22 protein-coding genes and 1 pseudogene are annotated in these 16,641 nt (G+C 63.5%); 14 read left to right on the top strand and 9 right to left on the bottom strand.

The annotated features are described in order from the left end of the window. Positions 1–1,688 (top strand): OmpA family protein (locus NKI99_RS29865; RefSeq protein WP_352440469.1); only part of this gene is annotated, 1,688 nt, incomplete at its 5' end. A gap of 305 nt (positions 1,689–1,993) precedes the next feature. Beyond that, positions 1,994–2,518: pseudogene (locus tag NKI99_RS29860) on the top strand (TIGR00645 family protein). A gap of 135 nt (positions 2,519–2,653) precedes the next feature. On the opposite strand, the gene NKI99_RS29855 reads toward NKI99_RS29860, so the two are convergent. After that, the gene (locus tag NKI99_RS29855) at positions 2,654–3,520 is read right to left on the bottom strand and encodes an SDR family oxidoreductase (RefSeq protein ID WP_128305473.1); all 867 of its coding nucleotides are present in this window, start codon (positions 3,518–3,520) and stop codon (positions 2,654–2,656) included. Between the two features lie 179 nt (positions 3,521–3,699). Here NKI99_RS29855 and NKI99_RS29850 point away from each other — a divergent pair, with 179 nt between their 5' ends. Both NKI99_RS29850 and NKI99_RS29845 read left to right on the top strand, forming a co-directional pair. After that, complete coding sequence (locus NKI99_RS29850) at positions 3,700–3,966, top strand: type II toxin-antitoxin system VapB family antitoxin (protein WP_023809646.1); 267 nt, start codon at positions 3,700–3,702, stop codon at positions 3,964–3,966. Then, positions 3,963–4,352, top strand: a complete 390-nt coding sequence (locus NKI99_RS29845) for a type II toxin-antitoxin system VapC family toxin (RefSeq protein ID WP_352555774.1) — start codon at positions 3,963–3,965, stop codon at positions 4,350–4,352. Before NKI99_RS29850 ends, NKI99_RS29845 begins: the two co-directional genes overlap by 4 nt. A 6-nt stretch (positions 4,353–4,358) precedes the next feature. On the opposite strand, the gene NKI99_RS29840 is transcribed toward NKI99_RS29845, so the two are convergent. Together NKI99_RS29840 and NKI99_RS29835 are read right to left on the bottom strand one after the other, a co-directional pair. Continuing rightward, positions 4,359–4,994, bottom strand: a complete 636-nt coding sequence (locus tag NKI99_RS29840) for a helix-turn-helix transcriptional regulator (RefSeq protein ID WP_127297399.1) — start codon at positions 4,992–4,994, stop codon at positions 4,359–4,361. Between the two features lie 8 nt (positions 4,995–5,002). Continuing rightward, positions 5,003–5,875 (bottom strand): S1C family serine protease, encoded by an 873-nt coding sequence (locus NKI99_RS29835; RefSeq protein ID WP_352613130.1) that lies wholly within the window; start codon positions 5,873–5,875, stop codon positions 5,003–5,005. Positions 5,876–6,043: 168 nt separating this feature from the next. Between NKI99_RS29835 and NKI99_RS29830 the strand changes: the two genes are divergently transcribed. Then, complete coding sequence (locus NKI99_RS29830) at positions 6,044–6,994, top strand: S1C family serine protease (RefSeq protein WP_023809650.1); 951 nt, start codon at positions 6,044–6,046, stop codon at positions 6,992–6,994. A gap of 6 nt (positions 6,995–7,000) precedes the next feature. Here the strand turns inward: NKI99_RS29830 and NKI99_RS29825 are convergent, their stop codons facing one another. Then, a complete protein-coding gene (locus tag NKI99_RS29825) occupies positions 7,001–7,426 on the bottom strand; it encodes a VOC family protein (protein WP_352613128.1) in 426 nt (141 codons plus the stop codon). A gap of 66 nt (positions 7,427–7,492) precedes the next feature. Between NKI99_RS29825 and NKI99_RS29820 the strand changes: the two genes are divergently transcribed. Then, positions 7,493–8,113 (top strand): TetR/AcrR family transcriptional regulator, encoded by a 621-nt coding sequence (locus tag NKI99_RS29820; protein WP_352613126.1) that lies wholly within the window; start codon positions 7,493–7,495, stop codon positions 8,111–8,113. Here the strand turns inward: NKI99_RS29820 and NKI99_RS29815 are convergent. After that, a complete protein-coding gene (locus tag NKI99_RS29815) occupies positions 8,052–9,002 on the bottom strand; it encodes a LysR family transcriptional regulator (RefSeq protein WP_352613124.1) in 951 nt (316 codons plus the stop codon). The two genes, NKI99_RS29820 and NKI99_RS29815, sit on opposite strands and share 62 nt — an antisense overlap. 111 nt (positions 9,003–9,113) lie before the next feature. On the opposite strand from NKI99_RS29815, the gene NKI99_RS29810 reads away from it, so the two are divergent. Further along, complete coding sequence (locus NKI99_RS29810) at positions 9,114–9,749, top strand: FMN-dependent NADH-azoreductase (RefSeq protein WP_023809654.1); 636 nt, start codon at positions 9,114–9,116, stop codon at positions 9,747–9,749. A gap of 55 nt (positions 9,750–9,804) precedes the next feature. On the opposite strand, the gene NKI99_RS29805 is transcribed toward NKI99_RS29810, so the two are convergent. Together NKI99_RS29805 and NKI99_RS29800 are read right to left on the bottom strand one after the other, a co-directional pair. After that, a complete protein-coding gene (locus tag NKI99_RS29805) occupies positions 9,805–10,104 on the bottom strand; it encodes an AzlD family protein (protein ID WP_352613122.1) in 300 nt (99 codons plus the stop codon). After that, positions 10,101–10,835: an AzlC family ABC transporter permease gene (locus NKI99_RS29800; RefSeq protein ID WP_352613120.1), complete on the bottom strand. Its 735-nt coding sequence runs from the start codon at positions 10,833–10,835 to the stop codon at positions 10,101–10,103. Before NKI99_RS29800 ends, NKI99_RS29805 begins: the two co-directional genes overlap by 4 nt. A 173-nt stretch (positions 10,836–11,008) precedes the next feature. Here NKI99_RS29800 and NKI99_RS29795 point away from each other — a divergent pair, with 173 nt between their 5' ends. From NKI99_RS29795 to NKI99_RS29770, 6 genes are all read left to right on the top strand, one after another. Then, the gene (locus NKI99_RS29795; protein WP_013530158.1) at positions 11,009–11,467 is read left to right on the top strand and encodes an Lrp/AsnC family transcriptional regulator; all 459 of its coding nucleotides are present in this window, start codon (positions 11,009–11,011) and stop codon (positions 11,465–11,467) included. Between the two features lie 126 nt (positions 11,468–11,593). Then, positions 11,594–12,796, top strand: coding sequence for an MFS transporter (locus NKI99_RS29790; protein ID WP_023809657.1), 1,203 nt, complete (start codon positions 11,594–11,596; stop codon positions 12,794–12,796). A 21-nt stretch (positions 12,797–12,817) separates the two neighbouring features. Beyond that, positions 12,818–13,504, top strand: a complete 687-nt coding sequence (locus NKI99_RS29785) for a hypothetical protein (RefSeq protein WP_352613118.1) — start codon at positions 12,818–12,820, stop codon at positions 13,502–13,504. Positions 13,505–13,620: 116 nt separating this feature from the next. After that, the gene (locus tag NKI99_RS29780) at positions 13,621–13,884 is read left to right on the top strand and encodes a YMGG-like glycine zipper-containing protein (RefSeq protein WP_127297410.1); all 264 of its coding nucleotides are present in this window, start codon (positions 13,621–13,623) and stop codon (positions 13,882–13,884) included. A gap of 49 nt (positions 13,885–13,933) precedes the next feature. Next, positions 13,934–14,557, top strand: a complete 624-nt coding sequence (locus NKI99_RS29775; protein WP_128305484.1) for an outer-membrane lipoprotein carrier protein LolA — start codon at positions 13,934–13,936, stop codon at positions 14,555–14,557. A 93-nt stretch (positions 14,558–14,650) separates the two neighbouring features. Next, positions 14,651–14,860 carry a hypothetical protein gene (locus tag NKI99_RS29770; protein ID WP_023809661.1) on the top strand — a complete coding sequence of 70 codons (210 nt, stop codon included), beginning with the start codon at positions 14,651–14,653 and terminating at the stop codon, positions 14,858–14,860. 79 nt (positions 14,861–14,939) lie between these two features. On the opposite strand, the gene NKI99_RS29765 is transcribed toward NKI99_RS29770, so the two are convergent. Beyond that, positions 14,940–15,239 (bottom strand): HlyU family transcriptional regulator, encoded by a 300-nt coding sequence (locus tag NKI99_RS29765; RefSeq protein WP_127268097.1) that lies wholly within the window; start codon positions 15,237–15,239, stop codon positions 14,940–14,942. A 112-nt stretch (positions 15,240–15,351) separates the two neighbouring features. After that, on the bottom strand, positions 15,352–16,053 hold the full coding sequence (locus NKI99_RS29760; RefSeq protein WP_128305486.1) for a PadR family transcriptional regulator: 702 nt from the start codon (positions 16,051–16,053) through the stop codon (positions 15,352–15,354). 271 nt (positions 16,054–16,324) lie between these two features. On the opposite strand from NKI99_RS29760, the gene NKI99_RS29755 reads away from it, so the two are divergent. After that, on the top strand, positions 16,325–16,582 hold the full coding sequence (locus NKI99_RS29755) for a DUF2798 domain-containing protein (RefSeq protein WP_023809663.1): 258 nt from the start codon (positions 16,325–16,327) through the stop codon (positions 16,580–16,582). Positions 16,583–16,641 lie beyond the last annotated feature (59 nt).

Here is a 16,641-nt window from a genome sequence, read left to right as displayed (position 1 = left end):
AGAAGCGCGACCAGCAGCAGCAGACCGAGCAGGCGCCGGCCGAACAGGCCGCTCCAGCCGAGGAACAGCAGCCGCGCAGGAAGAAGCGCGACCAGCAGCAGCAGACCGAGCAGGCGCCGGCCGAACAGGCCGCTCCAGCCGAGGAACAGCAGCCGCGCAGGAAGAAACGCGACCAGCAGCAAACCGAGCAGGCGCCGGCCGGCCAGGCGGAACCGGCCAACGACAATCAGCCCGGCGAGCAGGCCAAGCCGCGCAAGAAGAACAGGCAGGACCAGCAGGCCCAACCTGAAGTCGCCCCGGCACCGAAGGAGGCTCCCGCTGGAGAGGCGACGGCCCCTGCCGGCGAACAGCCCGCGGCCCAGGGCGAGCAGCCCCAGGACACGACGAAGAAGCGTGTCAGGAAACCTGTTGGCGAGCAGCCGGCCACAGCCGAGCAGCCAGCCACCGGCGAACAACCGGCCAATGGTCAGACGGCAGCACCGGTACAGGGCGAAAACCCGGTGCAAGGCGAAGCACCGGCCGATCCAAACGCCGCTCCCATCCTGGACAGCCAGAAGGACGCCGAGCGCAGAGGCGGCCGCAAGCAGGGCGACAAGATCGTCCCCCAGGATGGCGAGCAGCAGAATGGCGGGCAAAATGCCCAGCAAGGTGGCGATCAGGGCCGCAAGCCGGTGGCTGCTCCCATCGACCAAGGCCCGCCCCCCACCGACGACAGGGCCGCACAGCAGGAGATCAAGCCCGAGAAGATCGCGCCGGTGACCGAGGAAAAGGGCACACGCGTAGAGCGTGCACCCGATGAGAACGCCCGCGACCGCCGGCGTCCGAAAGGCGTCGACGTCGTCAGGGAACTCGGCGACCGCGTCATCCTGCAGTTCAACAACCAGACGTTCGTCGAGAGCAATGACGCCCCGCGCATGACCCGCGGCGCCAGGAACGTCTATTATGAGGATCTCTCGGGCAATCGCACCCGGGAAATCGTCGAGCGTGACAACGGTGTCCAGATCGTCACCATCCGCAACCGCTATGGCGACGTGATCCAGCGTTCGCGCATTGCGCCGGATGGACGCGAATATGTGCTGAGCTATGTCGATGAGCGGCACTATGAGGACGACAGCGACTGGCGCGATCCCGGCGATGATCTGCCGCCGATGCGGCTGACAATCCCGCGCGAGGAATACATTCTGGACTCCGAGGATGTCGAAGATCCGGACGACTACTACACCTTCCTCGAACAGCCACCGGTGGAGAAGGTCCAGCGCCTCTACTCGATCGACGAGGTCAAACGTTCGGCCCGCGTGCGCGACATCGCACGGCGCGTCGATCTCGACACGCTCAACTTCGAATTCGGCTCGGCCTCGATCTCCGACACCGAGGTGCAGAAGCTCGAGGGCGTCGCCACCGCAATGGAGAAGTTGTTGAAGAAGAACCCGGCCGAGACCTTCCTGATCGAAGGTCACACCGACGCCGTCGGCTCGCCTGAAGCCAACCTCGCCCTGTCAGATCGCCGCGCGGAATCGGTGGCGGAGGCGCTGACCAACGCCTTCGGCATCCCGCCGGAGAACCTGACGACACAGGGCTATGGCGAGGAGTATCTGAAGGTCAATACGTCGGCGCCGAACCGCGAGAACCGGCGCGTTGGCATTCGCCGCATCACGTCGCTGGTGGCACCGGTCGCCAGCAACAATTAGGTCATGATTTCAAAACCATGACCTGGTTTGCGGAATCGGCACGAGAAGCATCCATCCCCGGCACTGCCGGGGGTGGATCAACGCGCCGGGTTCAACAAGAATTGTTCGGGGATTAGACACGGCTCATTGAATCGCGGGCGCAGCCACCCCAGATTCGGCGCTGGGCGTTCCCTGCCCCGTCCCGACTCCAGCGGGACGCATTAAGCCCCGCCGGACGTTGTTTGGCGGGGTTTTTTGTGTTGCAAACGGTGGCGACCTGGCCGAATACGGCCATTGTCCGAGAGATAACCAGCCGGAATCATTCTATGAAGCGTCTCGAACTCGCCATCGAATCGATCATCCTCGCGTCGCGCTGGCTGCTCGTCGTTTTCTATATAGGCCTGGCCCTTGCATTGGCCGTCTATGCGCTGTCCTTCGGCAAGAAGCTTTATGAGTTCATTACCCTGGCGTTCACGCTCGGTGACACCGACACTATCCTCAAGATGCTCGGCCTCATCGATGCCGCGCTGGTCGCTTCGCTGGTGGTGATGGTCATCATCTCGGGCTACGAGAATTTCGTCAGCCGCTTCGATGACCAGGACGGCGGCGACGACGGCGTGCATTAGCTGGGCACGATCGATGTCGGTTCGCTGAAGGTCAAGTTCGCCTCGACCATCGTCGCCATCTCGTCCATCCACCTTTTGCAGGTGTTTTTGAACTCGTCGTCCTACACGACCGACCAGTTGATGTGGCTGACCATCATCCACCTCGCCTTCGTCGTCTCGGCCTTCATGCTCGCCTATATCGACCGGCTGATGGGCCAGAGCAAAGGCAAGAAGGACGAGGCGTGACCTGCGCCCGGCCGGAAGTTGAATCAGTCCGGCAGGAACGATGCCCTACCGCCTTGTTCGAGCAAGGCTTTGCCATGACTCTGCGGGTGGCGAAGGGCTTGGCTCAACGCCCGCGTCGCGTCAAAACAAAGAGTTCTAGTAAATATTCCTGATCTTGCTGTCCGTGCGGGCGAACACCTCGTCGGGGACAAAAAAGTCGCCGGCCAGCGGCCCGGTCGCATCAGGCGCATACACCGAAAAATCGCTGATGCCTTCGGCGCGCAGCACCTCCTCGTCGATGTAGAAATTGCCTGTTGTCTCGCGCGCTGGCCGCATGAAGATGGCATGCGCCGCATCGGCCATGATGTCCGGCGAACGGCTCATCGCCGCAACCGTCGCGCCGCCCAGCAGATTGCGCACCGCCGCCGTGTCTATGGTCGAGATCGGCCACAGCGAATTGACCGAGATACCGTCCTTGGCGAACTCGGCGCTCATGCCCAGCGTGCACATCGACATGCCGAACTTGGCCATCGTGTAGGCGACGTGGTTCCTGAACCACTTGGCCTTCATGTCGAGCGGCGGCGCCAGATTCAGGATGTGAGCATTTTGCGCCAACTTCAGGTGAGGAATGCACATTTTCGAGACCAGGAAGGTACCGCGCGTGTTGATCTGATGCATCAGATCATAGCGCTTCATGTCGGTCTCGAGCGTGCCGGTGAGTTGGATGGCGCTGGCATTGTTGACGCAGATGTCGATACCGCCGAATTTCTCCACGGTCCTGGCGACCGCCTCGGCCACCTGTGCCTCCTCACGGATGTCGCACAGCACAGGCAGCGCATTGCCGCCGGCCTGTTCGATCTCTTCAGCCGCCGTATAGATCGTGCCCGGCAGCTTCGGATGCGGTTCGGCGGTCTTGGCCGCGATCGTCACATTGGCGCCGTCACGCGCGGCGCGCAGCGCGATCGCCAGCCCGATGCCGCGCGACCCGCCGGAGATGAACAGCGTCTTTCCCTTGAGCGACATTTTCCCTCCGCCTGCATTGTCTCGCTGCGCGATCCTTGCCTGTGACGGCCTCGGACATCAAGAGCTTGCTGCGGGAGGCCACGGTGACGTTGCGGAGGCTGTCGTTGGCCAGCACTACAAACCTACTGGATTTATCGACCGCCTAGGTATATATTCTATATGGATAGGTATGATATAGAATGGCGCTATCGATCAAGAATCTGGAAGTCGAGCAACTGGCGCGCGAACTTGCCCGCCGCCGGCGCGTCTCGGTGACGGAGGCCATCCGCCAAAGTCTCGAGCGCGAGGTTGCACGCGAGCGGCTGGTGCCGCGCGACGAAGCCAGCGACCTGTTTCAGCGGTTGATGGCGATCTCCGACAGCGCCGGAAAAATCCCCAAACGCGAAAATGCGATGACCGACGACGAAATCCTTGGATACGACGAGTTCGGAATCCCGACGAAATGATCATCGATTCCTCGGCCCTGGTCGCCATTCTGCGCGCCGAGCCAGGTCACGAACGTTTCGTGCTGGCGATCACGCAGGCCAAGAGACGCCTGCTGGCCGCGCCAACTTTTCTTGAAACGACGATGGTTCTTGCCGGCGGCAAGCAAGATGAAATCCTGGATCGCCTCGACAGCTTCCTACACACCGCCTCGATCGAGACCGTCGCCTTCACCGCCGATCATGCAGCTGTCGCCCGCCAAGCCTTCCTGCGCTACGGCAAGGGTCGGCACCCGGCGGCGCTGAACTTCGGTGACTGCATCGCCTACGCCACGGCGCGGCTCGAGGCCATGCCGCTCCTGTTCAAGGGTGATGATTTCCACCTCACCGATATCGAGGCGGCGGTGTGATCGGGATCAGACCAGCACCAGCCCTTGGCGCATCGCAATGGCAATCGCATCGGTGCGGTTGGCGGCACCGAGCTTGATCAGGATTGCGGCGACATGAAACTTCGCGGTGTGCACCGAAATGTTGAGCCGCCGCGCGATCACCTTGTTTGGAGCGCCCTCGGCCAGCAGCGCCAACACTTCCGCCTCACGCGGCGACAGCGAAGGCCGGGCGGCATGCTCGTCGGAGGCTTCCTCCTCGAACGGCTCGCCATCGCCGGCGCGGAAATCCTCATGGCGTCCGCTTCCGCGCTCGCCCGAGACGCGATAGCCGGCCGCGGCCAGCCGCGCCGCCGCGGCGATCAACAAATCGTCCGCGCCAGCGGACATCACGGCCAGCACCTCACCGGCGGGCCACTCGCCGCCAGCGCGTCCGGTCAGCAGCACCCGTGGAATGAGGGCCGGCACGCCATCACCAATGCTGTCGTCAACGATGGCGACGTCGGCTCTTCCACCGCCAGCCACGACCGGCAGCAGGTCATCGCTCGCGGCCAGCGATGCCGCCAGGCGCTCGGCGCGTGACGCATCGCCAAGCGCAATCAGCACCACCAGCCGCCGCGAGACGGCACCGTCATGCATGATCCGGTCGCTGGTGAGCGTGTCCATGGATCCTCTCAGCTCAGCGGCTTTTCGCCGATTGTCAGCGCGACATCGCGCTGTTCGCCGCCGCGCACGACACCGAGCGTCACCGAAGCGCCGGCACTGTCGGGTCCGAGCCTGCGGATCAGGTCCCGCGGGCCGTGCACCGCCTCGCCGTTCCACGCCACGATGATATCGGCAAGAGAGAGACCGGCGGCCTTCGCGGGACCATCGTCATCGAGACTCATCACCATCGCGCCGTGCGCGTCGCGGTCGCGTACCGGATGCAGGCCGGCGCCGAGATAGCCGCGCGCGACATGGCCCTTTTCGCGCAAGGTCGCGACCGCCCGCTCGATCGTCTCGTAAGGCATGACCAGCGCCCGGTGGCGCGGTCCGAACAACAGCATGCCGATCAGCGCACCCTTGGCGTCGAGAACCGGGCCGCCCTCGAAACGGCCGCCCGCGCCGACGGCAAGATTGATGCGCCGGTCGATGGTGCCGCCGCGCATCGAGCGCCAGGCCGGGCCGACTTCGCCCACCGAGCCTGAAACAGCCAAAGCGGAACCGTCACTGCTGCCGATGGCAATGGCGATGTTGCCCGGCCGCACCGCATCGGCCTTGGCCAACGGCGCGGCGCTGACGGCCTCCGCCGGCTTCAGCAGGGCAACACCGGTAGAAGGGTCGCGGCCAACCAGCTCGGCCTTCACCGTTTCCCCCGAAGCCAACACCAGTTCGATCTCCTCGCCGGCCTCGACAGCCTCTTCAGCGGTGACGAAATAGCCGTCGCGCCAGTGGAAGGCGCTTGCCGTGCGGTGATGATGCGTGGCGAAGCCAGCCGTTGCCGGCGCGGCCTTGGCGGCGAGATCGGCGACGGCTTGCGAAAACGCGCTCAGATTGAAATCGCTCATAATGGTCTCCTGGGTTCATCCATGCCCCAGATATCGCTCGACAGCGCGTCCGCGGGTACTCGCCTGACGGCTAGTTGCCGGTTTGACTGGCCATCTGGTCAGGTCGCTGCGGTTCCAGCCGCTCCGCACATATAGTCACGATCAAGCCTGAACACACGGAGCCCTCCCATGGCCCTCGCCGTCGCCAAATTCCAAACCGATGATACGCTGCTCGACGCCTATTCGACGACGGTTGCCGACGCCGTCGACCGCATCGGTCCGGCCGTCTGCCGCATCGAGCGCGTTGGCGGTCAGGGCGGCCATGGCTCCGGCTTCGTCATCGCGCCGGACGGGCTGGTCGTCACCAATTTCCACGTCGTCGGCGACGCCAGGACGGTGCGCGTGTCGATGCCGGACGGTGCTTCTCGCGAAGGCCGCGTGCTTGGCCGCGATCCCGACACCGACATCGCGCTGGTGCGCGCCGACGGCAGCTTTGCCGATATCGCACCGTTGGGCGATTCCAAGCGGCTGCGGCGCGGCCAGATCGCCATTGCAATCGGCAATCCTCTGGGCTTCGAATGGACCGTCACCTCGGGCGTCGTCTCTGCGCTCGGCCGTTCGATGCGCGCCTCCACCGGCCGACTGATCGACGACGTTATCCAGACCGACGCAGCGCTCAATCCCGGCAATTCCGGCGGACCGCTGGTGTCGTCGGCCGGCGAGGTCATCGGCGTCAACACCGCCATGATCCATGGCGCGCAAGGCATCGCCTTCGCGGTTGCCTCCAACACCGCCAATTTCGTCATTTCGGAGATCATCCGCTTCGGCCGCGTGCGCCGCGCCTTCATCGGCGTCTCGGCCGACACCGTCAATCTGCCGCGACGCGCTGCCCTGTTATCGCAAGTCTCGACCAGCACGGCGGTTCGCCTGCGCAGCGTCGAGAAGGACGGCCCGGCGGCCAAGGCCGGCTTGAAGGAGGGCGACATCATCGCCGCAATAGACGGCCGCCCGGTCACCGGCGTCGACGACCTGGTGCGCGTGCTCGACGCCGAGCGCATCGGCCGCGAGACACAATGCACCGTGGTGCGCCGCACCGGCGTCAGCCAGGTGACGGTGACGCCGGTGGCAAGGGCGGGCTGAGGACGGTCACCGTTCCGCAGCCCCCTCCGCGTACTGCGCCAGAAACGCCTCGCTCGGCGGAATCGGCTTGATGACGTCGATCAGCACGCCATTGGGGTCTTTGGTGATGAAATGGCGCTGGCCGAAGGGCTCGTCGCGCAAGGATCGGAGGATCGGCAGGCCGGCGGCAACGACCCGCTCATAGACCGCGTCCGGGTCGCGAACCTCGAAATTGATCAGCAGGCCCGAGGTGCGACCCCGCCCCTCTTCCGGGATCGTTTCATGGTCGCTTTGGACGATGCCGAGATTGACGCGTTTGTTGTCCACCGATTGCAGATGCACATACCAGTCGCTTTCAAACAGCGGCTGGAAGCCGAAATGCTCGACATAGAACGCCGTCGTGCCGGCGACGTCGCCGGTCATCAGCACCGGGTAATAGCTCGTCGTCTTCATCTTTCCTTCTCCGGTCAATTAACATACAGTCTGCATGTAGATTGGATTAACATACAGGCTGCATGTATGCAACTCGATTCCGCGCGCCGTTCCAACCGTGACCGTACCGAAGCGACGCGCGCCGACCTGATTGCCGCGGCGCGAAAGCTGTTTACTGAAAAATCCTATGCCGAGACCGGCACGCCGGAGATCGTCGCCGCCGCCGGCGTGACGCGCGGCGCGCTCTATCATCACTTCGCCGACAAGCAGGCGCTGTTTGCCGCCGTGGTCGACCAGGAGGCGGCAGCGGTCGCCGAGGAGATCGAGCGCGCCTCGGCGCCATCACTCATTGCCCGCGACGCACTGATTGCCGGTTCCGACGCCTATCTCACCGCCATGCGCGCGCCAGGCCGCACGCGCCTGCTGCTGCTCGACGGCCCGGCCGTGCTTGGCCGCGCCGCCATGGACGCGATCGACAACCGCCATGGCAACCGCTCGCTGCGCGAAGGGCTGGTCGCGGCGATGCGGGCGCAAACGATGACGAGATTGCCGGCCGACGCGCTGACCGCACTGCTCGGTTCCGCCTTCGACCGTGCCGCCCTGGCCATCGAGGCCGGTGCGTCAGCTCAGGACTACCGCGCGGTGCTCATGGCGCTGATCGATGGCCTGTCTCTTCCTCAGGCACCTCGCCCGGTTCGAACTCGTTGAAGCAGCCGAGCTGGCGCTTGAACTGGTCGATCAGCCAGGCGGCCGCTGGCTTCGGGCTGCGATCGTTGCGGTGCATGGCAAACAGCGGCGAACTCACCTCCCTGAAGGATTCGAGGTCGATTTCGACCAGCCGGCCACTCGCCAGGTCGTCTGCTATCAGCCAGCGCGGCAGCCCGCCCCAGCCCAGCCCCTCGCGCATCAGCATATGCTTGGTGCGCACATCCGTCAGCCGCCAGGTACGGTAGGCGAAGACGCCGAAGTCGCGCCCCTTGGTACGCTCCGACTGGTCGGTGACGACAAGCTGCGTGTGTTCGCGCGCATCCTCGATCGCCACCGGCTTCGGCAGCAGGGCCAGCGGATGGCTGGGCGCAGCGGCCAGCACGATCGACATGAAGCCGATGCGCGCGAGATGCACATCGACATCGCCCAGCAGGCCGCCAATGCCAAGGTCGGCCTGCCCGCTGACGACATGATCGGGGATCAGGCCGAGCGTGCCGATATGCAGGCGCAGCATCACGGTCGGAAACTGCACCTCGAATGCCTTCAGCACCCGCACCAGCACCGGCGACGGCAGCGCCGCATCGACCGACAGCGCGACTTCGGCCTCGAGCCCCTGATGGTGGCCGTCGACGCGCGAGCGGATGCGCTGCAGCACGCCGATCATGCGCCGCGCATCCTCCAGCATCGCCCGGCCGATCTCCGTCAATTGCGGCTCGCGCGTGCCCTCACGCTCGAACAGTTTCAGCCCCAGCTGCACCTCGAGATTGGCGATGCCGTAGCTGATCACGGACTGTGCCCGGTTGAGCTTGCGGCCGGCGGCCGAGAAGCTGCCGGCTTCGGCGACTGTCACAAATATCTGAAGTTGATCGAGCGTCGGGTTGGGCTGCATCGCTATATCTAACTTATAGATGGATCGTATAGAAAATATACCAGTTTATTGAATGGATCGAAAGCCCCATATCTTGTGGGACAAATCATTCCAACCGCTGGAGAGCCCAAAATGTCCATTCTTCTTGTCACCTCAAGCCCGCGGGGCGCCGCCTCGCATTCGACCCGCATCGCTACCGAATTCGCTGAAAAGCTCGTCGCCGCCGATCCGTCGAACACGCTCGTCGTGCGCGACCTCGTCGCCAACCCGCTGCCGCATATCGATGCCGACTACGCCAGCGGCATCTACGTGCCGGCGGAAGCCCGCACTGCGCGCCAGGCTGAAGTCGTCGGCGTCTCCGATGTCGTGCTCGACGAGCTGTTTGCCGCCGACACGGTGATCCTGGCCACAGGCTTCATCAACTTTAACATCTCCTCGACACTGAAGTCCTGGGTCGATCACATCTCTCGTTCCGGCAAGAGCTTTGCCTATGGCGAGAACGGCCCCAAGGGTCTCGTCACCGGCAAGAAGGTCTATATCGTGCTGGCTTCGGGCGGCATCTACTCCGAAGGTGCGGCCGTGCAGTTCGATCACGCCATCCCCTACCTGCGCGGCGTGCTCGGCTTCCTCGGCATGACCGACGTCGATGTCATCCGCATCGAAGGCGTCGGCATGGGTCCTGACGCGGTGACCGCAGCGCTCGCCAAGGCGACCGCCAAGGTCGATGCCGTGGTGGCCGCCAGCCAGGGTGTCGCGGCTGCCGCGTAAAGAGCCAAAATTTGTCCGCTTCGAAAGGCAGGCGTGCGCGCCTGCCTTTTTCGTTCTAGCCGATGAGGTGCCTCAGCAGACCAGCGGCGCTGACTCCGATCAGCACGGTCGGCAGCATGGAAAGCCGCGTGGCGGCTACCAGAGTAACAGCCAGCGCCAGAATATCCGCCGGGGACTTCGACACGAAGGCCGGTGCGATGACAGAGATCAGCACGCAACCAGGCGCGGCTTCCATGACCGCCGTTGCACGCGTGCTGAGTGTGCGGTTGCGCAGCACGACATAGCCGCCGATGCGCGTCAGATAAGTGACGCCGGCCATCAGCACGATGGTGAAAAAGGTCATTGCGTCGATCATGCATCACCCGCCATCAGCCAGGCCGCGACCAGACCCGACATGGCGCCCGCGGCGACATACCAGGCACCGGGAACGAAGAGATAGACCAGTGCTGCCACGACCAGGCTGACCAGCCAGGGCCGCGCCGCCGCGATGTCCGTCCACATGCCGCGCATCAGCACCAGGAAGACAGCCGGGAACGCCATGTCGAAACCATAGGCCCCGACGTCGCCGAGCATCGGACCGAGCAAAGCGCCCAACGTGGTGAAGACCACCCAGGTGAGATACATCGCCAGCGCCGCGCCCATATAGTAGCGCGGGCTGAAGGCCGGCGTGATGCCGGCAGCGGTGCGCAACTTGGCATCGGCCAGGCCCAGCGCCCAGCTTTCATCGCACATAAAGAAAAGCGCCGGAAACACCTTGCGTCGTGGCAGGTGGCGCAAGAACGGCGCCAGTGCCGCACCCATCAGCAGGTGACGGCTGTTGACCAGGAAGGTGATGGCGACGATGAGCACGACGTGCGGCGGCGACGTCCACAACTGGATCGCCGCGAATTCCGAGCCGCCGGCGAAGTTCAGCCCTGTCATGGCAGACAGTTCGACCGTGCTTAAGCCTTTCTGCGTGGCCTGGGCGCCAAGCACCAGCGCATAGGGGATGGTGCCGAACAGCACCGGCGCGCAGGACGCCACGCCACGGCGGAACTCGGATCCCGAACCATTGCCCGCCGCCTCGACTGCCTGTGAAATGCTCATGCGTCTCCCCTGGCGCGCCTCGCGGCCGCCGCTCCCGGGTTGCTTCTGGACTCTTGTGATGTCGGCCGCAAACATAGCGGCACCGGCTCACAATTTGGTTGCGAAGATTGTTGTGTTTCATCAGAATTTGGCATTTGGCGCTACAAAGCCATAAATAGATGGAATCCAGAGCCATGAAACTTGATGAGATCGACAAGCGGATCCTGCGGGCGCTGCAGCGCGACGGCCGCATGGCCAACAACGATCTGGCCAATGAGGTCGGGCTGTCGCCATCGCCTTGCCTGCGTCGCGTGAAGCTGCTGGAGGAGGCCGGTGTCATCGACCGCTACGTCGCCGTGCTCAACCCCGCCAGCATCGGCAAGGGCCTGACCTTCTTCACCCGCATCTGGTTGAAAACGCAGGACGAGGACACGATCGAGCATTTCGCCACCGAAGTCGCCAAGCTGCCGCAGGTGATGGAGTGCTACCTGATGCTCGGCGATTGCGACGCCATGGTGCGTGTGGTGGCGGCCGGCATCGACGATTACCGCCGCTTCCAGTCGGAGCATCTGAGCCGCATCAAGGGCGTGCAGAACGTCAAGACCGACGTCCCCAGCCAGACGATCAAATACACGTCGGAACTGCCGATCTGAGCTACTGAAAACGGCGTCACGTCAAACTGGATAAAAAATGCAACCGGATTGTAGGATCGAACCCGGTGCCGGCGTCCTTCGGGTGCAAGCAGCGCGCAGCGCTGCCCTTAGGCATGGGAGATTTGAATGAGCCTTTCCTATCGTTGGGTCATCGTCGCCGCTGGCGCGCTGATGTCCTGCGTCGCCATCGGGACGATGTTTTCGCTGGCGATCTTTCTCGAGCCGATGGCGGTCGACACCAACTGGTCGCGCGCCGGCATTTCGAGCGCCATGACGCTCAACTTCCTGGTGATGGGCCTTGGTGGCTTCGCCTGGGGCGCGATATCGGACCGTTTTGGCGCCCGCATCGTCGTGATGATCGGCGCGGTGCTGCTCGGGCTGGCGCTGGTGCTGGCCAGCCGCGCCGGTTCGCTGCTGAGCTTCCAGGTCACCTATGGCGTGCTGGTCGGTCTCGCGGCAAGCGCCTTTTTCGCGCCGATGATCGCGCTGACCACAGGCTGGTTCGACACCAACCGCAGCCTTGCCGTCTCACTGGTCTCGGCCGGCATGGGCGTGGCGCCGATGACGATCTCGCCCCTCGCCCGCTGGCTGATCTCCGCCTATGATTGGCGCACCGCCATGTTCGACATCGGCATTACCGCCTGGGTGCTGCTGTTGCCGGCGGTGCTGCTGGTGCGCCAGCCGCCGAAGCCCGTCTTAGTCGACCCCGGCTCCGCGCCGGTTGCCGAAGGTGCCGGCCTGACGGTCGGCCAGGCGCTGCGCTCGCCGCAATTCATCGTGCTGGGGCTGACCTTCTTTGCCTGCTGCGCGGCGCATTCCGGGCCGATCTTCCACATGGTCAGCTATGCCATGCTGTGCGGCGTCGCCCCCATGGCAGCGGTCTCGATCTACAGTGTCGAAGGCCTGGCAGGCCTCGGCGGCCGGCTCTTCTACGGCGTGCTGGCCGACAGGCTGGGCGTCAAGCCGGTGCTGATCGCGGGCCTGGCGATCCAGGCGATCGTCATTGCCGCCTATCTGTCGATCAGCCAGCTTGAGCAGTTCTACATGCTGGCCGTTATCTTCGGTGCCACCTATGGCGGCGTCATGCCGCTCTATGCGGTGCTGGCGCGCGAATATTTCGGCCAGCGCATCCTCGGCACCGTGTTCGGGGCCGCCACCATGCTGTCCAGCCTCGGCATGGCGCTGGGACCGCTTGCCGGCGGCATGGTGTTCGACGCCTACGCCAACTATTCCTGGCTGTTCATCGGCTCGGCTCTTATCGGGCTCGGCGCGGTCGGCATCGCCATCGCGTTCCCGCCACTGCCGCGCAGGGAGTTGCAGCCGGCTTAGCCCGGGTCGATTTCCCAAACCTTGCTGGCCAGGCGCGCAATCAGCCTGGCCCGTTCGGTTCGCCACGGATCCTGTCCCCTGTTTCATCCGTTCCCCCCCTTGCGCGGGGCAGTCCACGGACAACATTTGCACCGTGGGATCTCGACTGAGCTCGCGCATCCAGTCCACGCCAGAGAGGACACCCTGATGGCGGAACATCCGAGTGGAAGCGAAAGCAACAGAATTGCCGCAAGCGCTGTTGCCGACGACGATCCGCGTCTTGCATTCATTTATCAGGAGGCGGTGAGAGGTCTCACGCAACAGCAGACCCTTGTGGAGAACATGAGCACCCGCGCCGGCAGCCTTGTCTTTGCCACCGCATTCGCAAACTCATTGCTCGGCGGTGCGGCCCTTTCCAATGGGCTTGGGCTCTGGGACTGGACCGCGGTGGCCCTGCTGTTCGGCATCGGCGGGTTGATCGTCTTCATGCTTTGGCCCTACCACCAATATACATTCCGCTTCGATCCGGAAGAGCTGCTTGATCAATATGTCGACGGCGACAGGCCGACGACGATGTCGGCCATGCGCCGCGCGCTTGCCCTTCGCATCAAGGCGGACATGGCCGGCAACTGGCGAATTATCCAGCGGCTGCGGGTGGCGCTGCAGATTGCGCTGCTGTTTCTGCTGCTCGACATCCTGGCCTGGCTTTTGGCGATCGCAGGCATTTGAGCCGAAGGCGCGTGGCTCCGCCACGGCCAGGCTTGAATGGCAGGCAACGGTCGATGGATCGAAAAGCTCTCTTGAGCATTTAAGCTTTGGCTAATAGTAGCCCCAGGAGAGAACCAATGAAAAAGACGCTGCTCATTTTGAGCCTGCTCATTCCGCTCTCGGCGTGCTCCCGTACCGAACAAGGCGCCGCCGTCGGCGGCTTGGGTGGCGCGGCCGTAGGCGCCGCGGTGGCCGGAGACCCTGTGGAAGGGGCGGTTGTTGGCGGTGCGGTTGGTGCGATAGCAGGGGCCGTCATCGGCCACGCCAGCGAAGCCGGCCAGTGCAGATATCGCGATCGGTACGGCCGGGTTTACGTCGCGCGGTGCCCGAACGGCTACTGATCTCAACGCGTGATCTCCTTCGATCACGCGTTTGCTGGGGGTTAATCGAATGGCCTATCGGATCAAAAAGCTGCTGGGTTTCTTGTGTGCCGTTATCGGCGTTGCCGCGGTGAATGCCGGGGCTTCGGCCGCGCCGGTTGAAGCAAAGACGATTGCCGATCACTTCTCATCGGTGAAATCCATGTCAGGGGATTTCGTCCAATCAGGCCCGAAAGCGGAAAGAAAACACGGCAGGTTTTTTCTCCAACGCCCAGGCAAGATCCGGTTCAACTATGCAGGCCAATCTGGGGTCAGCGTGATCGCGGATGGCAAATCCCTGGTGGTTTATAACAGGAGACTGAAGACATCGCGGCTTTATGCTCTCTCGAAGACGCCGCTTAAGCTGCTGCTCGACAACAAGGTCGACTTCTCCGGCAGTCGCGTCAAAAGCATCAGAGAAGACGGCGCTCAAGTAACCGTCAAGCTGGCCGACAGATCGGCTTTCGGCAATTCGAACATCTCCATGGTGTTCGACAGAAAATCGCTCGATCTGCGCAGATGGAGCCTCACCGACGAGAAGGGACTTACCACGACGGTGACCATCTCAAATGTGAGGCAAGGCGTTCGCGCTCCCGAGGGCACCTTCGTTATCGATTATGCGGCAAACCGTGAATTCAACACCACAACGAAATAGCCGAAACCGCAGCCATAATCACAGCGCCGGAACCAATAGGATCAGCGGCGGTTTAGTCCATGAAGGGACCGGAACCGCAAAGGACGCGGCACAATGATTGAAATTCACAGCATCGAAGCGGCCAACGCCAGACTGCGCATAAGGAGAGCCGAGCGCTCTCTGAAGCGCGCGAATGACTTGCTGGACGAGGAAGGCGGCGTCGCTCTTAACTTGGCATTGTGCGGCCGGATAAGGGCCGCGAGAAGGCATCTGATCGAGGCCAGGACCCGCCTGATGACGATTGATCCCACCAGGACGAGTTGATCGCCGGCGGTACCCGGACCGAGAGGTCCATCGTGGCGCAAAGGCCCGCATGGTTAGGCAGTGACCTGCTGGCGGTGATCTACCCAAAAATCCGGTCGCCCTGCTCGTCGACCAGTTGGATGCCCTTCTTGATCGAGATGTCGACGGCGTCGTCGAGCCCGGCGAAGCGGTCGGCGCGGATGAATTTGTGTTCCTTCACCACGCCGTCGATCTCCTTGGAGACGACGCCGCACGTCTGGTACTGGCCATCCGCCTTGTAGGGCGTGGCGCTGATCAGGAAGCCCTTGTGCTCGACCTGCTTGGCCGGCGCTGCGCTCGTTGGCCCAGCCGTTTCGGCTCCGCTGGCGCCACCGCCGAAAAGACGCTTCAGAAAAGACATCGGGCTTCCTCCAACAGCATTCATCCCGCACCATGTAGAGTGACGCGGGATGAATTTCACTATCGGTCCTTGGCCCAGCGGGCAAGGGCTGCGTCCGGTCGGCTGGACGAGCTTACTTGTGCGACAGCGCTTCCAGGGCCTCGGCGGCGGCTTCGAGGATGGCGATCGCCTCGGCCTGCTTGTCGGCCGGGGCGTCGACGAAGTCACCCAGAGCCGCGCGCAGCCGGTGGCGGACTGCGCGGAATTCGTCGCGCGCTTCCGAACGATCCCCGCGGCCACCCCGGCCGCCACGACGCCCGCCCTCTTCGCTCTCGTCGTTCCAGCCGAACCAGTCGCGCGCCTTGGCCATTTTACGGCCGAAGCGCTCGAGATGGTCGAGCACGCCATCGATCATCTCGCGGTTGTCGGCGAGATGCGCCTGGCCAGCTTCGGTGATCGAAAACACCTTCTTGTTGCCGTCGGCGGCGGAGGCGGCATAGCCGGCCTCTTCCAGGAAGGTCAGCGTCGGGTAGACCACGCCGGGGCTCGGGCTGTAGATGCCGCTGGTGCGTTCCTCCAACGCCTTGATGATGTCGTAGCCGTGGCGCGGGGCCTCGGCCAGCAGCGACAGCGTGATCAGCTTGAGGTCGCCGTCGGCCAACATGCGCCCGGCGCGGAACATGTCGCCCGGGCCGCCCCGCCCGCCACCGCGACCGCCGTGCCCGAACGGGCCAAAACCGCCGCCCCCTCTGCTACCAAATTTGCCGCCGAATTTGCCGGCCATGTGCATGAACATGCGCTCGCCGAAATGATTGTTCCCAAAATGTTTGTGCATTGATTGCTCCTTGAGTTGTATCTTACGATATATCTTAATTATGCGAGCCAATCGAGAGAGTCAAGATATATCTTACGATGTATCTGAATGCGGCGCCAGAGGCTTGCTTTCACCGGAACGTACCGCTAGAAGTCCCGCGAGCGCCTCGGCTGCTCCGTAAGCGTCTGACGTCAAGCAACGCATCCAACCCCGGTCTTTCCGGGCAATTTTGCCGGTCACCGGCGAATGGATGCCAAAAGCGACGGACCGGATACTTCAGGGAACTCTCAAAATGACTGCAAGACATCAGCGCAGGAAGCTGCCTGCGCGCTATGCCGCTGTTCTTAGCCCGCTGGTGCTGTCGCTGTTGATGACCTTCATCGTCTCGTTCATCTCGACGTTGAAAAGCCTTGGCTTCCACCCCGAGCTGCCGTCCATCTGGCTGACCGCCTGGGGGCTGTCCTGGCTGGTGGCGTTTCCGACGCTGCTGCTGGTGCTGCCGGTGGTACGCCGCATCGTCGGCGCGCTCTGCGAGCCGGCCAGCCGATAACTCGCACGAAAAAAGGTCCGGAGATGTCCTCCGGACCTTTGCGCTTCTGGTCATTAATC

The organism is Mesorhizobium sp. M0239 (genome assembly GCF_040321815.1).
In the GTDB taxonomy this organism is placed as follows: Bacteria; Pseudomonadota; Alphaproteobacteria; order Rhizobiales; family Rhizobiaceae; genus Mesorhizobium.
The sequence above is the reverse complement of the archived record's forward strand: the minus strand, read 5'-3'. Positions and strand labels throughout refer to the sequence as shown.

Excerpts from the sequence above, each read along its gene's own strand:
- NKI99_RS29805 (WP_352613122.1), bottom strand. The coding sequence starts at position 10,104 with ATGATCGACGCAATGACCTTTTTCACCATCGTGCTGATGGCCGGCGTC.
- NKI99_RS29780 (WP_127297410.1), top strand. The coding sequence starts at position 13,621 with ATGAAAAAGACGCTGCTCATTTTGAGCCTGCTCATTCCGCTCTCGGCG.
- NKI99_RS29790 (WP_023809657.1), top strand. The coding sequence starts at position 11,594 with ATGAGCCTTTCCTATCGTTGGGTCATCGTCGCCGCTGGCGCGCTGATG.
- NKI99_RS29755 (WP_023809663.1), top strand. The coding sequence starts at position 16,325 with ATGACTGCAAGACATCAGCGCAGGAAGCTGCCTGCGCGCTATGCCGCT.
- NKI99_RS29775 (WP_128305484.1), top strand. The coding sequence starts at position 13,934 with ATGGCCTATCGGATCAAAAAGCTGCTGGGTTTCTTGTGTGCCGTTATC.
- NKI99_RS29825 (WP_352613128.1), bottom strand. The coding sequence starts at position 7,426 with ATGAAGACGACGAGCTATTACCCGGTGCTGATGACCGGCGACGTCGCC.
- NKI99_RS29835 (WP_352613130.1), bottom strand. The coding sequence starts at position 5,875 with ATGAGCGATTTCAATCTGAGCGCGTTTTCGCAAGCCGTCGCCGATCTC.
- NKI99_RS29765 (WP_127268097.1), bottom strand. The coding sequence starts at position 15,239 with ATGTCTTTTCTGAAGCGTCTTTTCGGCGGTGGCGCCAGCGGAGCCGAA.
- NKI99_RS29850 (WP_023809646.1), top strand. The coding sequence starts at position 3,700 with ATGGCGCTATCGATCAAGAATCTGGAAGTCGAGCAACTGGCGCGCGAA.
- NKI99_RS29810 (WP_023809654.1), top strand. The coding sequence starts at position 9,114 with ATGTCCATTCTTCTTGTCACCTCAAGCCCGCGGGGCGCCGCCTCGCAT.
- NKI99_RS29820 (WP_352613126.1), top strand. The coding sequence starts at position 7,493 with ATGCAACTCGATTCCGCGCGCCGTTCCAACCGTGACCGTACCGAAGCG.
- NKI99_RS29830 (WP_023809650.1), top strand. The coding sequence starts at position 6,044 with ATGGCCCTCGCCGTCGCCAAATTCCAAACCGATGATACGCTGCTCGAC.
- NKI99_RS29800 (WP_352613120.1), bottom strand. The coding sequence starts at position 10,835 with ATGAGCATTTCACAGGCAGTCGAGGCGGCGGGCAATGGTTCGGGATCC.
- NKI99_RS29770 (WP_023809661.1), top strand. The coding sequence starts at position 14,651 with ATGATTGAAATTCACAGCATCGAAGCGGCCAACGCCAGACTGCGCATA.
- NKI99_RS29760 (WP_128305486.1), bottom strand. The coding sequence starts at position 16,053 with ATGCACAAACATTTTGGGAACAATCATTTCGGCGAGCGCATGTTCATG.
- NKI99_RS29815 (WP_352613124.1), bottom strand. The coding sequence starts at position 9,002 with ATGCAGCCCAACCCGACGCTCGATCAACTTCAGATATTTGTGACAGTC.
- NKI99_RS29795 (WP_013530158.1), top strand. The coding sequence starts at position 11,009 with ATGAAACTTGATGAGATCGACAAGCGGATCCTGCGGGCGCTGCAGCGC.
- NKI99_RS29845 (WP_352555774.1), top strand. The coding sequence starts at position 3,963 with ATGATCATCGATTCCTCGGCCCTGGTCGCCATTCTGCGCGCCGAGCCA.
- NKI99_RS29855 (WP_128305473.1), bottom strand. The coding sequence starts at position 3,520 with ATGTCGCTCAAGGGAAAGACGCTGTTCATCTCCGGCGGGTCGCGCGGC.
- NKI99_RS29840 (WP_127297399.1), bottom strand. The coding sequence starts at position 4,994 with ATGGACACGCTCACCAGCGACCGGATCATGCATGACGGTGCCGTCTCG.